This window comes from Catalinimonas alkaloidigena (assembly GCF_900100765.1).
Taxonomy (GTDB): domain Bacteria; phylum Bacteroidota; class Bacteroidia; order Cytophagales; family Flexibacteraceae; genus Mooreia; species Mooreia alkaloidigena.
Genome location: NZ_FNFO01000017.1, coordinates 32,768 through 48,184, shown reverse-complemented (window position 1 = coordinate 48,184; position 15,417 = coordinate 32,768). Strand labels below are relative to the sequence as shown.

The window sequence follows — 15,417 nt, the reverse complement described above, 5'->3', positions numbered from 1 at the left end:
GAGGCTTTCCGGGCCCACGGGTTCGCTTACCTTTGCCGCGGTTGAATCAAACTTCTCCCTTATGCTACACCTCTCTAACCTGAAACATACCGATTCGGGCAATTTTTTCCTGATGGCGGGCCCCTGTGTGGTCGAAAGTCGTGACCTGGTGTTTGAAGTGGCCGAACGGCTCAAAACCATCACCGACCGGCTGGCAATTCCGTGGATTCTGAAGGCGTCGTACCGCAAGGCCAACCGGACGCGCCTCGACTCGTTTACAGGCATTGGCGACGAGACGGCACTGGAAATTCTGCGCGAGGCGGGGCAGTATTTTGAGGTGCCGGTGGTGACCGACATCCACGAAGCGAGCGAAGCTGCCCTGGCCGCTCCCTATGTCGACGTGTTGCAAATTCCGGCGTTTTTGTGTCGGCAGACCGAACTTCTGCTGGCAGCCGGGGCCACGGGCAAAGTCGTCAACGTCAAAAAAGGGCAGTTTGTCTCGGGAGCGTCCATGCGCTTCGCCGTCGACAAAATCCGGCAGACGAGCGAGGCTACGGTGATCCTGACGGAGCGTGGCAATTCGTTTGGCTACTCTGATCTGGTCGTCGACTTCCGCAACATCGTCGACATGAAAGAGATCGGCGTGCCGGTTGTAATGGATTGCACCCACTCGCTGCAACGTCCGAACCAGACGTCCGGTGTCACGGGCGGGCAACCCGACCTGATCGGAACCATTGCCAAAGCCGCGATTGCCGTTGGGGCCGATGGGCTGTTCATCGAAACACATCCCCGCCCCGGCGAAGCGCTTTCGGACGGGGCAAACATGCTCCACCTCGACCGCCTCGAAGGCCTGTTGCTGCAGCTGATCCGCATCCGGGGAGCCATTTCCCACGAGGTCGCACACTAAGCCGAGTTAACCCGGTTCGGGAACCGTAGACACAAAAAAAGTCCTCAGTATCGCTTGCTGAGGACTTTAGGCCCGGTATTTCCGACGCTGACCCAGGTAGAGCAACCAACTGTCGTCGATTCTGCCGGAAAAGTCGCGGAGAAATACGACGAACGACGGTTTGAACGGTACCTGGCGCAGGGGCATCATGGCCTCTTCCGGCGTGCTGTCGCCTTTGCGGGAGTTACATTGTTTACAGGCCGTCACCAGGTTGTCCCACGACGATTTCCCCTGGCGCGAACGCGGAATCACGTGATCGATCGTCAGATCTTTGTGAGAGCCGCAGTACTGACAGGTGTAGTTGTCGCGTTTGAATACGTTCTGGCGGCTGAGCATCACGCTGCCCCTGTAAGGAATGTTGACGTACTGGTTCAGCCGGATGATAGAAGGCATCGGATACGCACGGTTGACGGTCCGCAGCACCGCATCTTTCGCCTCCGAAATCAGTTCGGCTTTCTCCATGTACACCAGCAAAAATGCCTTCGGTACGTTGCAGATACTCAGGGCCGTGTAGTCCTGGTTAAGCACTAGCACTTTTCTACCCATAGAGTTCGGATTTTACAAGAAAACGTTTGCGTTTCTAGTAAAATTACGTACGTAATTTTGTTTCTTCAAACGCGCAAGATTCTTTTTACCGAATTTAACTTGTGCGTAACGCGGCGGCGTTCCAGGTGGTAGAGCCCCGTCTCTTCCAGCCGATCGAAACGAACTTCGCCGTGGGCGTGCAGTATCATCCCTTCGGTCCAGACCACCCCTACGTGCGTAACGCGGCCGGCGTCGTTGTGAAAAAAGGCCAGATCGCCGGGCTGGGCCAGGGCGCACGTCTCGACGAGCGTCCCGCAGGCAGTCTGTTGCCAGGCGTCGCGTGGCAGGGTATAGCCACACCGCCGAAAAATCTGTTGTGTGAAACCTGAGCAGTCGATGCCGAAGTGGGAGCGTCCACCCCAGAGGTAAGGCGCTTTCAGATAAGAGAGGGCCGTTTGCGAAAGCACGTCCCACGTCCCCGGCGCTTCGGCCCGTTGCACCTGCCCCGCATAATAAAACGTTTGGTCGCCCACTTTGGCTTTGCCCGCATCGTAGAACGGCAGGATGCTTCCGGCCACCACGGGAAAGCAACGATCGCCCGAACGCAGGCAAGCCACAGGATCGGCTACAAACGTAGGCGTATGGGTGGTCAGAAACTTGTATTCACGGGCCGGATACGGTGCATGTTGCTGTGTATGGACCCACCCTTCGTACCCCTCGAAGGCGGTGCGCACACGCAGCCAGTCGCCTCCCAGATCGGCCGAAATTACTTCGTAACACTCCCCGAACAAGAGCTGGGTGACCAGCTCACTTTGGTGTGAAGGCTCTGCTTTGACAGCCGCCAAGCTATGCTGACAAATTCCGGTAATGGACATGCGGGAAGGGGGACAATGTGGGCTGTTAACTTACAGACGGGGCGTGTATTGCCCAATCGTACGCGCTGGCAGAAAGTGTAATAAATAGAGGGAGAAAGAAAAAACAGCCGCAGAATTGTGGTACTTAAGGTGCTGGTTTAGAAGCGCATCCGGTCCAGCTCGCGTTGCGTATCGCGTTCTTTGATCGATTCCCGCTTGTCGTACAGCTTCTTACCACGCGCCAGCGCAATGTTGAGTTTGGCCAGCCCTCGGTCGTTGATGAACAGGCGCGTCGGCACAATGGTCAGCCCTTTTTCTTCCACCCGCTCGTGCAGGCGGCGCAGTTCCGTACGTTTGAGCAGTAGCTTGCGCTGCCGCCTGGGCTCGTGGTTGTAGTGCGTGCCTTCGGTGTAGGGAGAGATGTGCAGATTGACCACAAACAATTCGTCGCCGTTGAACACGCAGTGCGCGTCCTGCATGTTGACCTTCGATTGCCGGATCGACTTGATTTCCGTTCCCTTGAGTTGGATACCCGCGGTGTAAGTATCCAGAAATTCGTATTCGAAAGAGGCTTTCCGGTTCTTGATGCTGACCTGAGCTTCTATTTTATCTTTTGCCATAACTGAAACAGAATGAGCGCAGACCGGGCTTTGCACCTGATCTACACGTACGGATTTGCAAAATACTTCTTTTTGAAAGATTTCCTGCGACGGGGAGGTACGCGGCGTGCGTGCAATTATTCCTCTACGGACACGTAGGGAACAAGTTTCAGGTACTCTTCTTCTTTCAGAATGCGGATATTGCGCAGGTCTTCCACATGCCGGTAAGGGCCGTGCTGTTCGCGGTAGCTGACAATGACGCGCGCCAGCCCCTTGTGAATGTACGGGTGACGGGCCAGCGAGTCGGCCGGTGCCCGGTTGATCAGAAGGGGACGGGGCCGGAAATCGGGCGCGATGCGCGCGTAGCGAAGCAGTTCTGCGCGTGCCTCATCCGATAACCCCCAGACTTCGTTCATCTGATCCAGACTGACAAACCCACCCATCACGGTGCGGAACCGCACAATCCGGTTCGAGAGGACGTGCCCGATGCCGCGCACTTTCTGGAGTTGCGTGGTGTCGGCCGTATTCAGGTCGAACGCCGTCAGCGGTTCGGACAACGGTTGCGTCGACCGCTCAAAATCGCGTGTCGGTCGGGCCTCGTATTTCGTTTCGGTCGAGGCTGTCGGCTGGTCGCGTCTTTCGGGCAGGTCGATGTAAGCGTACAGCCGCGTGTAGAGCGTATCGGGAAAATCGTAGAGGCGTTTCAGGTCGCTTTTGATGCGAAACTGCCCACCTTTCGAGCGGTAATTGATTGTGCGCCGGGCCAGCCATCCCGGAAATCCCAGCAGTTGCAGCGAGTCGGCCGAAAGGGTATTGGGATTGAAGGGAAACAGCGCCAACGGACGCCGGACGGATCGTTGGCGTGTCGTCGGGGCGGTTGCTTCTTTCGGTCGGTTCAGCACGGCCACCAGGCTATCGAGCTGGTGTCGGTCGGCTTCCGAAATTACTTCGTCGGGCACGGACCAGAAGTGATTGCTCCAGGCCATGATTCCTACGCATACGACCATGATGAGCAACAGCGCCAGCGTGCCGCGCGCTTGTCGTTGGGTGAAGCCTCCCCACTGTCGGATCGATCGTAAAAGTGAACGGAGCAAAGCGGGCTTTTGACCGAAAGGTACACGTTTCCCTACGACGAAACGCGAAAATTGTTCTATCAGATCACCGCTTTCCCGGTGAGTTGCTGTTCGAGCAGGTGCAGTCCCGCTTCAAACGAATGCGGGCGATACGCAAGCTGCGACTTGGCTTTGTCCAGAATGAATCCGGTGCGGGGCGGCCGTTTGGCAGGTTGTGTAAAACGGGAACCGTCGGTCTGGTGAATGAGCGCTTCGTTGAGACCGAACGCCCGTGCCGTGCGGAGTGCCAGCTCGTAGGGCGTCATCAGTTCGTCGCCCGACAGGTGAAAAATGCCGGTTGCGTCGTGGCGCAGAATCAGTTCACAGCCCTGAGCCAAGTCTTCGGCCAGCGTCGGCGTGCGCCATTGGTCGTCCACCACGTGAATGTCTTTGCCGTCTTCCAGGCTTTTCTTCACCCACAGCACAATGTTGGACCGGCTCATCTGCGGCACTAAGCCATACACCAGCACGGTTCGGCCAATGGCCCAGCGCAACCCGCTGGCTTCTACCAACTTCTCCGCATCCCACTTGCTTTGGCCGTAGAAACTGAGCGGATTAGGCGTGGCGGTTTCGTCGTACGGACCCGCTTCGCCATCAAAGATAAAATCGGTCGACAGGTGCAGCAGAAACGCGTTGTGCTTCTGGCAGCCTTCAATCAGGTACGCAACCGCGTCCACGTTGAGCGCGATGCACCCTTCCCGGTCACTTTCACACTGATCGACGTTGGTCATGGCGGCGGTATTGACCACATAATCGGGCTGTTGCTCGTCGAACAGGGCCAGCACGGCCGTCCGGTCGGTGATGTCGAGCGCCTGATACGTCACGCGGGGCAAGGCTTCCGAAAGGCGGCTTTCGCCGCGCGACGTAGCGATGGTGTGGTAATTACCGGTTTCAGAAAGCAACCGCACCAGTTTTTGGCCCAGCAGACCGTTGGCTCCGGTGATCAGTACTTTTTTCATGGGAGGGAGTTATCAATTACTTATAAAAAAGCCTTTGCTTACAAGCGCGGCTTTGATGTCCATTGCGTACGGCGAAAGCGCTTCCCGTGGTGCTGGCGATGGCTTCCCGTGGCGTCAACGAAAACAGAATCTAAAACGAACCGGATGAACTACTTCTTCTCGTCTTCCGGAAAGATGTAGCCGAACTTTTTCTCCATGGCCTTGTGGCTCATTTTGTTCACTTCCAATTCCATCTTCACGTCTTCGGTGGGGCGGTCGCGTCGGTCTTTGGGAACTTCGGCGATCTTTTCCACCACCTCCATACCGCCGATCACCTGTCCGAAGACGGTGTACTTGTTGTCGAGAAAGGGCGTGCCGTCGATTTTCTCGACGATGTAGAACTGTGAACCGCTCGACATGCGATCTGGGTTGACGTTGTCGCCCTGGCGTGCGGCCGCTATGGCTCCCTGGATGTGCCTGTGGTTCGAACGAATTTCGGCGTTGAGTTTGTAATCCGGTCCGCCCGTTCCGTCGTTGTCAGGATTGGCGTCTTTGGTATTGGGATCACCGCCCTGGATCATGAAATCGTCGATCACCCGGTGAAAGGTCGTGCCGTCGTAAAAGCCTGTGCGCGCCAGTTTCAGAAAGTTGTCTTTGTGCTGCGGCGTGTCGTCAAACAGAATGAGGTGGATGTCGCCCAAACGTGTTTTGATGGTGACCACCTCCTCTTTCTTTTGCCGGGAGAAGAGACTGCTGCAGGAAGTACAAAGCGCGAAAAGCGCCACGATTACGAGAATTCGTCGCATAGAAGGTTGTTAATCAGGATGCTAAAGTAACGGATTGCCCGAAAACATCAGGAAAGCGAATGGCGAATCTGGCGTAAGATCCGGTCCGCTCCGCGCGCCAAAAGCCGTTCTGCCACGCGAATGCCCAGGGCTTCGGCGGCTTGTGGCGCCTCCTGTGCCTCTTCCCGCAAAAACTCGTCGCCCTCCAGGCTGACGATGCCGCCAGAAAGCACAATCTGGTTTTCGTCCCACCGCGCCATCCCGAATACGGGAATGCTGCAACCGCCCTGCAATCGCCGCAGAAAGGCACGCTCGGCGCGCAGGCACGTTTCGGTAGCCGGATGGTTAACGGCCTGCCGGATTTGTTCCCGCACGGTAGCGTCCAGCGTGGTGGCCGCTTCGATTGTTACGCTGCCTTGCCCCACGGCGGGCGTAAACGGGTCGAGGGGCAGCATCTCGGCGATGTGGTCGTCGTAACCCATGCGGTGGACGCCAGCATAGGCCAGCAACAGGGCCTCGCATTGGCCTTCAGCCATTTTGCGCATGCGCGTTTGTAAATTCCCCCGCATGTCGACGAGCGTTACGTGAGGGTAAAAGCGACGCAGAATGGCGCGGCGGCGCGTAGACGAGGTGCCCACCACCAGCCGACGGCTTGGGTCGTCCAGCCGCACGTCGGGCAGGGCGCTGACCAGCACGTCGCCAGCCAGCTCGCGTTCCGTAAACGCGATCAGTTCCAGATCGTCGGGAAGTTGCGAGGGCATGTCTTTGGCGCTGTGGACGGCAATGTCGATGGAACCGTCGCGCAGTCCGTCTTCCAGTTCTTGCGTAAACACGCCTTTGCTGCCGATTTTAGCGAGCGACACGTCCAGAATTTTATCACCCTTGGTTTCGATGGTCACAATCTCGGGCGCGAGTCCCGCGTCGCGCAGGAGGTCGGCGACGTGATGCGCCTGCCAGAGGGCCAGTTGGCTGCCACGGGTGCCGATACGAATGGTTTGCATAAGAGAAATCAGCGGTTAGCTTTCGCACGGCTGCGTTCCGCCGCTTTGAGTTTGCGTTTGTAAGAGACGTTTTTTCGGGCAGTGTCGACCACAAATTGCTTATTCAGAAACTTGCGCCCCAGCAAAATGGGGTAGCGCATGTCGGCCCGGTTCGAGAGTGAGAACGCCGTCTCGAACTCCCGGTCGAAAATGCGCACCACCGTGGTGATGATGTAGCGCTCTTCCGATTGACCGAACGAATTTTTGATGACTTTCTGTTCAAACTTTTCGGTTTGAAACTCGCGTGTTTCCAGGTCGGTGTGCCGCTCGTCGAGGATGTGAAAACAGAGAAGCGGGCGGCCGTCACGTTCCGAAAGGTGGATCTCCGAACAGTGGATCGAGGAAGTGTAGGCACCGGTATCGACTTTCGCCAGCACGTTTTCGACGTTCATTTCCGGCAAGTCGATGCAGTCCACACGTCCGATCACCAGTTTTTCTTGTTTCATGCGTTGTAGGTTACTGAAAAGCCTGGGGCCAGTTCTTCGTAAAGTACGGGAATCGCGCGGGCGCAGTGACCGATGTGTGACGGATCTTTCCGGCGCACCGGGAAGCGTCGCCCCGGGTGTGGGCTCAAAAGCGCGGATTTCCGTCTGTAAAAGTACGGGATCGGCCGGAAAAGCGGCATCATTCGCGCGGCTCGTGCAGCCAGGCCCCCTGCCGGGAGAGGTCGTGGGCCTGCAAGGCAGGCTCGTACAGCGGCGTCTGACGCGGAAATGTGTAGGTGCCGCTCAGGAGAAGATGGCGAAAGCGAAGTTGTGTGGAAAACCGCTCCCACTGCCAGGCCACCCTCCGGGTCACGACCAGGTAATCTACTGCCGCCGAGTCGGCCAGCGTGGCGTAGGGATTTTGGGCCAGCAGAAACGTTTCGCCTTGCCAGACGAGCAACGGCCCCGCTTCGGTCGGGCGCAGAAGCCCCCGGTCAGTTGCCTCCTGCCACGTCAGCGTGTCGGTGCGCCGGATGCCGCAGTTGTAAAAATGGTCGTCGAGTTGGTAGTGGAGGGTGCCGGGGCGTTGCAGCAACGTCGAGTCGGCGATCAGCAACGCGTGTTGCCCGCGCATCACTCCCAGGGCCGTATGGTACGGGAAGCTGTACCACTCCACGCGCGACTGGTGGGCTCGTTCCCAGGCGCGGTACACCCACAGGCCGCACAGGAGCAGCAACATCGCCATGGCGCTGGTCAACCAGCGCATTTCGCGGCGCGCGATGAAGGCCAGGAGCAATACAATGAGGGCATACAGCAGCACCAGCATGGCGGGCGACAGGAAAATTCCTTCTTGCACCGCCCCGGGAAGTAAGTTGAGCCAGTCCAGCAGGTGATTCATACCTACAATAAGATAGCTGAGAACCCAGCCTCCTGCCGGTGCCAGCAGCGGCACCCACGCGATGAACAGGAAAACCAACAGGCCCGGCACCACCAGAATGCTCACCAGCGGGAGCACAACCAGGTTGGCCAGCAGAAAATAGGGTGGAAACTGGTGGAAGTAGTACAGCGACAGCGGAAAGGTGGCCAGCTGGGCGGCCGTGGTCACCGACACCATTTTCCAGAGGTACTGCGTGGTTCGGAAGCGCGGCGCGACCAGCGCATTAATGTCGTCGTACAGATAAAGAATGCCCAGCACCGCTAGAAACGAAAGCTGGAACCCCACGTCGACCAGCCACCAGGGGTTGAAAAACAGCAGCAGAAAGGCCGAAAAAGCCCATTTGTTGTACGAAAGTGCCTTGCGACCGAGCAACGAACCGATCCCAAATACCGAGAACATCACCGTCGCCCGCAGCACCGACGGCGTCAGTCCGGTCAGAAACGCGTAAAGCCAGAGCAGCAAAAGTGCAAAAGCGACCGAAAGTTTTTCGAACCGTTTGGTCTCCCGCCAGGGCCGGAACAGCAAACCCAGCGCCAGCAGGAGCGCTTCGTAGATGATGCCGACGTGCAGGCCGGAGACCGCCAGTACGTGCATGACCCCGGCGGCGGCATAGCGCGCGCGCAACGAAGAACTGAGCTCGTCGCGCACGCCCAGAATCAGGGCCTGGGCGATGATGGCCGACTCGCGATGGGGGAAGTAACGCAAAATTTGTTGTGCCGCACTGCGCCGGGCGTGGTCGGCCCAGGCCAGAAGCCGATGAGGGGGCGCATAGCCCATCCGCAGCCACTCGCTTTCGCGTGCCCGCCCTTCGAGCAGAATCTGTTTCTGATGCAGCCACGCCCGGAAGTCGAACGCATCGGGGTTCATCGGGGGGCGCAAGGTATCGGGAGTGCCGTTTACCAGCAGCACGTCGCCGTACACCAGACTGCGCGCGGCCGAGTCGGCCGGCAGGTACAACAGCAGTTTGCCTTCCGTCGCCTGCCATTGCCCTTCCGTACGCACGCGGGGCACCTGTACTTCTGCACGTGTATACGTCGGGAAGTGGCGGGGCGGTGCATTAAGGACGACTTCGTAAGCTTCTACCTGCGCGTAGCGATGGAAAAGGTGCTGCGGGGTGTTGAGGGCGGTGGTCTGATGGAGACGGATCATCCCCACGCCGGCAACGGCGACCAATCCTGCCAGGCCCAACCCACCGCGGTAGTCGAGTCGCTGGGTTTTGTTAAGGCCAAAGAGAAGTGCGCAATAGGTGATTAAGGCAATTGCCGTGACGGCGGCCCCTACGTACCAGGGCGCGTCCAGGTACATACCCAGCAGGATGCCGAGCGCAAAAAAAATGGCAATCCGTACGAACGAATAAGGTGCCCATCCCATAGCTGAAGCTAAAGGTCGATAAATTTTCGGTCACCGAACCGTTTTGTGGAATTTCTTTTCGGATTGGTCGAGGCCGATGCCTATTTCAGGTAAACACCGAAATCGTTCTCTTCCAGGCGAACGTCGATGTGTTCCTGCAGGGTAGTCGAGAGCGTATAGCCGACAAAATCGGGTGCCACGGGAAATTTCTTATGCCCCCGGTCTACCAACACCGCTACCTGAATCTTTTTCAGCGGATGGAAATCTAGGAACGGATGGAGGCTGTACGCCAGCGTACGGCCTGTGTTCAGCACGTCGTCGACCAGCACAATGCAACACCCTTCGATCTCCTTCGGGTTGATGTCGAGCGTAATGTCACTTTCCAGCGGTGCGTCTTTGTCGAGCGACAATTGGGCCACTATCGGCTGAAGGGGCGAAATTTCCAGCAGATTTTGCGCCAGCATCTGGGCCAGCGGATAGCCGTTGCCGCGGATGCCCGCCAGCACAATGCGTTCTTCCGTATAATTATGCTCGTAAATCTCGTAGGCGATGCGGCGAATTTTGTCGAGCGTCTGACGGTGGCCCAGCAGGCGGTGTACGGTAGAAGGCGTCATTAACGAAACATGGATTTAATGCTGTCCCACGACCGTTCAAAAGCCGTCGGAGCACTGGAAATGGTAGTATAGTAAAAAACCTGACTGGAATCGTGAATGGCCGTGAGGCGGTATTCCAGTTCGTTCAGAAAAAGCTCGTCTTCGTACAAGCCCTTGTCCAGGTAATGGTATTGCCCCGAAAGGTTGGGCGACACGTTGGTCACCTTAGAATAGGTCTGATCGTCGTCATCTTTCCGGTGCAGTTCAAATTGACTGACATCGTTTTCGGCAAGACTCCAGTCCAGACGAACGCCTTCGTTGTAGTAAGATGCGGTAAATTGGTTGACCCGAGCTGGCGACCTCCAAGCGGCAAGGAGCGTAATGAGCAGGCAAAAAAACAGGCCGGACTTGTATATGTTCTTCATAACCAAGCTGCGCGGTGGCAAAGGTAGAAGGATTATCTGATTACTATTGAGGCGCTTACCCACCGGAGTGTACTTTTTGCGCCTCAATAGTAACGACGGAAAAGCAAGGAAATGTGCTGCTTAGGGTTATGGATTTATTAAAAAAGTATTTATCCGAGGGGCACGTTGGAAGACTAATCGGGATTTGCTAACTTTGCCGCCCGTTCAGTGAATCTTATCCGGCAGACTTATGAAAAAAGATATTCACCCCAACTACCGTCCTGTGGTTTTTTGGGATATGCAGAGCGATTTCAAATTTATGACGCGCTCCACCATTCAAACTGACGAAACCGTCGAGTGGGAAGACGGACAAACCTATCCGCTTGTCAAAGTGGAGGTTTCTTCGGCATCGCATCCTTTCTACACGGGTAAAAAACTATTCGTGGATACGGCCGGACGGGTGGAAAAATTCAACCGTCGGTACAGAAAAGGATAATTCTACAAGAATATGTAGCAAAAGTCTCCCGATGCGCATCGTGGAGGCTTTTTTTGTTTCTCCCCTATGCAGTATGTAATCTTTGACGATCCGGTGATCCGCCCGTCGCTGCTGCCGCTGACCTACACGCGGCCGGTGAGTGGCGTCAGGGTGGGCATTCTGACCCTGCACGAAAAGTGGGAGCGGCACTTGGGCGAGGCCTGTGGGCACTTGACTCAGCCTTACCTGCAAAAACTGTATCCTTTCACGCTGGCGGCCGAGGCCCTGGCCTGTTTTCTGAACGGAGCGGTTTGCGCGCATCCGTCGCTGCTACAGGCGCTCGGCTCGCTTGCCCCGCACGAAGCGCTGGTGCAAGAGGGCGTGGTGCTGGCTGCCCACGGCACCCGGGCGCAGGTCGAAGCCCTTTTGCGTGGCGACCGGCAAGGCTGGACCGTGCGTACCCACGTTCCGCCCGTCACGGTGATCCGTAAGGTTTGGCACATTTTTCAACGAAATGGCGACGAGATCGCCGCCGATTTTGCCTTGCTGACCGCCGGGCGCCGCTCTGCACCCATTGCCGACCCGCATACCATCGTCTACCATCCCGATCAGGTGTTTCTGGAGCCGGGTGTGCAGATCAAAGCCGCAATTCTCAATGCCGAGCCAGGGCCGATCTACCTGGGCCGCGATGCGCAGATCCACGAAGGAGCCATCATCCGCGGGCCGTTTGCCATGGGCGAGGGCGCAGCCGTGAGTTTTGCGGCAAAAATTCGGGGCGGCACCACCGTGGGGCCGTATTGCAAAGCGGGAGGGGAGATCAACAACTCGGTACTCTTTGCCAACAGCAACAAATCGCACGACGGTTTCATCGGCAACACCGTGCTGGGCGAGTGGTGCAACCTGGGGGCCGATACCAACACCTCGAACCTGAAGAATAATTACGGCAACGTCAAAGTCTGGAGCTACCCCGACGAGCGCTTCGAGGACGCCGGCCTGCAGTTTTGTGGCCTGATCATGGGCGATCACTCCAAAGCCGGGATCAACACCATGTTCAACACCGGAACAGTGGTCGGCATCGGAGCCAATATTTTTGGTGCGGGATATCCTGGTAAATTTGTCCCTTCGTTCTCGTGGGCGAATCCGGAAGGACCGGGCACCGGCTTTTCGCTTTACCGGCTCGACAAGTTTCTGGACATGGTGGAGCACGTGATGGGCCGCCGCCACCAGCCACTCGACGATCCCACGCGCGCGATGCTCAAAAACGTTTACTCGCAAACCACGCGCTATCGACAGTATTTCGACTGATTCTTTTCTTACTTGCTGAAGCTTCGGTTTCCGGACGGCTTGGGTTGCACGGGTAAAATGCCGCTGTATCTTTGTCGTTGGCGGTAACGGAGCTTTGCCAGGAAGTGTCTGTATCGCAGAGTCAACGAAATACGATGAGAAAATGGATTCTTAGCCTGATCCTCGGGGGGATGCTGCCCGCCTGTGGGCTTTGGGCGCAAACGCAGGAACCCGAAATCCTCCCGGATACCCTTTCCGCCAGTACACCCCCCCCCGCCGACTCGGCTCACGACACCCCGCCCACGCCGGAGCTGGATCTTCTGTTACCCGAGCTGGAACCCGTGGCCGAAGGCGAAACGCTTTCGTTCGACGTGAAAGCCCAAGGGCAGGCACCTTACACGTTCCGGCTGGTCGAAGGCACGCAACCTGGCGTTCAACTCGACTCGGCGGGCCATTTCACCTGGACGCCCGGCTACGATCTGGTGGGGCGGCTGGAAGAAGAAAAGGCGTTTCCGCTGCTGTTCGAAGTCCGGAACGCCAACGACGAAAAGGTGGTGAAAAAAGCCGAAATCGTCGTAAAACATACCAATCGTTCCCCCGTGGCGGGCGAGCTGAAGCCGTTCTACGTACAGTACAATACTCAGAATACCTACCAGATTGAGGCCGGTACAGTCTACGACGAAGACGAAGACCCCATTGTGTTCGTGCCGATTCCGACGAAAATGCCCGAAGGCATGAAGCTCTCGGCCCAGGGAGAGGTGAGCTGGAGGCCGTCCATCACGCAGTTCAACGCGCTGAAACGCGAACCCATCGAAATGGAATTCTACGTGGAAGACCAGCCCGCCAAGGCCCGGACCCAAGGCACGCTGAAGCTGGCCGCTACGCAAATGGACCTGCCGCCTTCCATCTCGGTGGCACCGAAATCCACCCGCGTCAGTTCAAAAGAAGACGTCACGATCAACCTCAAATTTTACCTCTCGGACCCGAACGGCGACGACGACATCCAGGCGTTCGACTTCGTGACCAACCAGCCGAACTTTCCGAAAGATGCGCTGGTGCGCAATACCGACAACCAGTACGAGTTCATCTGGACCCCCAACTACGATTTTGTGCAGGACCCGCTCGACTCGCTGACCTTTGAGGCTACGTTCTTTGCGCTCGACAAATCGCGGAAGCGAGAAGAACTTACCATCGAGTTTACGATCCAGAATGCGGTGAACGAAGAGGCCCTCGACCGGAAACTTTACACCGACTACCGTACCATGCTGGTCCGCACCTGGGAGATGCTGGAGCAATTGCAGGAGGTGGAAGAACGCCTCAAAAAAGACTTCCGCACCGCCAAGCGCGGCAAAAAGAACCGCTCGATTGCCAACGCGTCGCTGGGTGCCGTAACGGGCGTTACGCCGGTCATCGAATCCATTCCCGACCCGACCAAAAAAGTCGTCTCGACCATCGGCGGCACAACCGTCATGACCATGGGCACACTGGAGGCCACCGAAGTGATCGGTAAATCCACGAAAGACCTGCTCGACCGCCTGAACTACGTGATCGAAAAGCGGAACGATCTGCAGGCCCGCGGCGACGCCTTCGCCCGGAAATACGCGCTGCGCTCCAGTCGCCGCTGGGCCGATTTCGCCAAAGACCGTGACGATCTGCGCAGTGCCCTCAGCCTGAAAGGCGTCGTGGCGCTGGAACTGGATGCGGGCTGGACAACCAAGAAAAAAGCAACCGACAAACAACTCAGCCAGACCTTTAAAGACTTCGCGCCGGAAGAGTGGGAGTCGCGGTAGACGTATGGTGAGGTAGCGGGAAGGGTAATGAAGAGCAGAAGAGGCTTTTCCGGTCAAGGGCGTCTACGTAGCCACCCGTCACGGTCAGACATCAGCACTGCACAAATGGGCCAGAGTAAAGGATGAAAAAAGAAACCATAAGTATTCTTTTGACGATAGCGGCATTGCTCCCCTCCACACTTTTTCTGCTGATGAGTGTGCATGGAATCCTCAACATCGTGTTCGATTTCTATTTTGATGACTTAATCCCCTTGGTAGCCATGCTTTTTGGGATATGTGGTTATGTCGGACTGGTCATGAACCTGAGCCAAAATAAAGAAGCAAAAAGCGAAGCAGTGAACCTTGCCTTTTTATTCCTGGGAGTCTTGGGTGTTGTGATATTCATTACAGGAGAAGGCGGATCACAAGCCTGGAACTGGATCATAACCATGAAGGAGCCGGGGGAATGGTTGCTTGCGGTTGGGCCAATCGTGATTTCAATAATGTTGATACTCATCAAAGGGAAACGCCTTGTCACACTATACCGGAAATCGTAACCTTCTCTCCGGCGATGTACTTCATGAACGAAACGTGGGTTAGTAATTTGAAAATGAGACGCATAACAACGACCCTGGTATTGACCTTACTCAGTGTGACTGGATTTTGTCAGAGTCTTGAAACGATCACGAGCAAGATTGCCGACAGGATTTGCGACTGCATCAAAGATGACGTAAGCTCTTATTCAGAAATAAAACCTGAATTTGATAGGTGTTACGATCAAGAATTTTATCAAATTTTTAGCCTGGTCGATTCAACAGAACACAAGCTGTTGACGCAGCAAGGCGCTTTAGAGAAAGTGAAAAATGGAATAATCCCTGCTCTGAATAGCAATTGCGCAAAAATCAGAGCCGTACTGCAAGCTGAGGTCGAAACCTCTGTGGCTGACGCATCTAAGGGGAATAGCACTCCTTGCCCGACAAATTTTGAAGGGAAAGACGTAAGAAAAATCAAAAAACTAAAAGGCGAAATCGTTGCCTTTAATGGACTCGTATCCAAAGTCCATGCGGTGCATGGAAATAAACCCTATTATCAGGTAAGACTCGAAGGGGGGAACACCCTCTGGGTCGCCTCTCTCGTGAATAGCGAATATGAAAAAGAAGGAAACGTAGTGAGGCTTTTAGGATATGTGTCTGAGATGGAAGAGGGCGATACAGCCAATGAGTACAATAAGACTGGTTTCCATATTCTAGCGTTTTGTGTCATTGATATGGATAGCAAGCAAATGGCAATGATGCCGGGCGCAGAACTTCAGGTAAAAGAATGGATGAGCGGAACAGTACCTGTGGGGAAGAAATAAACTACAGAGCACCGCGCATCCTGGCGAAGTGAGAGAGAGAATATA

General features: G+C 56.2%; 17 protein-coding genes. 6 read left to right on the top strand and 11 right to left on the bottom strand.

The annotated features are described in order from the left end of the window. The first annotated feature begins 61 nt into the window (after positions 1 to 61). Entirely contained in the window at positions 62 to 886 is an 825-nt protein-coding gene (gene kdsA / locus BLR44_RS27110; RefSeq protein ID WP_089688412.1) for a 3-deoxy-8-phosphooctulonate synthase, read from the top strand. A gap of 66 nt (positions 887 to 952) precedes the next feature. On the opposite strand, the gene BLR44_RS27105 is transcribed toward kdsA, so the two are convergent. The 11 genes from BLR44_RS27105 to BLR44_RS27055 all read right to left on the bottom strand — a co-directional run bounded on the left by BLR44_RS27105 (position 953) and on the right by BLR44_RS27055 (position 10,508). Beyond that, a complete protein-coding gene (locus BLR44_RS27105) occupies positions 953 to 1,471 on the bottom strand; it encodes an HNH endonuclease (protein ID WP_089688410.1) in 519 nt (172 codons plus the stop codon). Between the two features lie 65 nt (positions 1,472 to 1,536). Then, positions 1,537 to 2,325 carry a C40 family peptidase gene (locus BLR44_RS27100; RefSeq protein ID WP_089688408.1) on the bottom strand — a complete coding sequence of 263 codons (789 nt, stop codon included), beginning with the start codon at positions 2,323 to 2,325 and terminating at the stop codon, positions 1,537 to 1,539. Between the two features lie 137 nt (positions 2,326 to 2,462). Continuing rightward, positions 2,463 to 2,924, bottom strand: coding sequence for an SsrA-binding protein SmpB (smpB, locus tag BLR44_RS27095; RefSeq protein WP_089688406.1), 462 nt, complete (start codon positions 2,922 to 2,924; stop codon positions 2,463 to 2,465). A gap of 116 nt (positions 2,925 to 3,040) precedes the next feature. Then, the gene (locus BLR44_RS27090) at positions 3,041 to 3,997 is read right to left on the bottom strand and encodes a ComEA family DNA-binding protein (RefSeq protein ID WP_089688404.1); all 957 of its coding nucleotides are present in this window, start codon (positions 3,995 to 3,997) and stop codon (positions 3,041 to 3,043) included. 59 nt (positions 3,998 to 4,056) lie between these two features. Next, the gene (locus BLR44_RS27085; RefSeq protein ID WP_089688402.1) at positions 4,057 to 4,974 is read right to left on the bottom strand and encodes an SDR family oxidoreductase; all 918 of its coding nucleotides are present in this window, start codon (positions 4,972 to 4,974) and stop codon (positions 4,057 to 4,059) included. A gap of 149 nt (positions 4,975 to 5,123) precedes the next feature. After that, a complete protein-coding gene (locus tag BLR44_RS27080; protein ID WP_089688400.1) occupies positions 5,124 to 5,759 on the bottom strand; it encodes a peptidylprolyl isomerase in 636 nt (211 codons plus the stop codon). A 47-nt stretch (positions 5,760 to 5,806) separates the two neighbouring features. After that, the gene (hemC, locus tag BLR44_RS27075) at positions 5,807 to 6,739 is read right to left on the bottom strand and encodes a hydroxymethylbilane synthase (RefSeq protein WP_089688399.1); all 933 of its coding nucleotides are present in this window, start codon (positions 6,737 to 6,739) and stop codon (positions 5,807 to 5,809) included. Positions 6,740 to 6,747: 8 nt separating this feature from the next. Beyond that, positions 6,748 to 7,224 (bottom strand): ATP-dependent zinc protease family protein, encoded by a 477-nt coding sequence (locus BLR44_RS27070; RefSeq protein WP_089688397.1) that lies wholly within the window; start codon positions 7,222 to 7,224, stop codon positions 6,748 to 6,750. 178 nt (positions 7,225 to 7,402) lie between these two features. After that, entirely contained in the window at positions 7,403 to 9,511 is a 2,109-nt protein-coding gene (locus BLR44_RS27065; protein WP_089688395.1) for a ComEC/Rec2 family competence protein, read from the bottom strand. An 80-nt stretch (positions 9,512 to 9,591) separates the two neighbouring features. Then, positions 9,592 to 10,104: a phosphoribosyltransferase family protein gene (locus BLR44_RS27060; protein WP_089688393.1), complete on the bottom strand. Its 513-nt coding sequence runs from the start codon at positions 10,102 to 10,104 to the stop codon at positions 9,592 to 9,594. Beyond that, complete coding sequence (locus BLR44_RS27055; RefSeq protein WP_089688391.1) at positions 10,104 to 10,508, bottom strand: hypothetical protein; 405 nt, start codon at positions 10,506 to 10,508, stop codon at positions 10,104 to 10,106. Before BLR44_RS27055 ends, BLR44_RS27060 begins: the two co-directional genes overlap by 1 nt. Before the next feature lie 229 nt (positions 10,509 to 10,737). Between BLR44_RS27055 and BLR44_RS27050 the strand changes: the two genes are divergently transcribed. From BLR44_RS27050 to BLR44_RS27030, 5 genes are all read left to right on the top strand, one after another. Next, positions 10,738 to 10,983 (top strand): type B 50S ribosomal protein L31, encoded by a 246-nt coding sequence (locus tag BLR44_RS27050; RefSeq protein ID WP_089688389.1) that lies wholly within the window; start codon positions 10,738 to 10,740, stop codon positions 10,981 to 10,983. Between the two features lie 66 nt (positions 10,984 to 11,049). Then, complete coding sequence (locus BLR44_RS27045; protein WP_089688387.1) at positions 11,050 to 12,267, top strand: GlmU family protein; 1,218 nt, start codon at positions 11,050 to 11,052, stop codon at positions 12,265 to 12,267. Positions 12,268 to 12,401: 134 nt separating this feature from the next. Then, positions 12,402 to 14,036 (top strand): hypothetical protein, encoded by a 1,635-nt coding sequence (locus BLR44_RS27040; protein ID WP_143017505.1) that lies wholly within the window; start codon positions 12,402 to 12,404, stop codon positions 14,034 to 14,036. A gap of 122 nt (positions 14,037 to 14,158) precedes the next feature. Beyond that, positions 14,159 to 14,572 (top strand): hypothetical protein, encoded by a 414-nt coding sequence (locus BLR44_RS27035; RefSeq protein ID WP_089688383.1) that lies wholly within the window; start codon positions 14,159 to 14,161, stop codon positions 14,570 to 14,572. A gap of 23 nt (positions 14,573 to 14,595) precedes the next feature. Next, positions 14,596 to 15,372, top strand: a complete 777-nt coding sequence (locus tag BLR44_RS27030) for a hypothetical protein (protein ID WP_143017504.1) — start codon at positions 14,596 to 14,598, stop codon at positions 15,370 to 15,372. Positions 15,373 to 15,417: the final 45 nt, after the last annotated feature.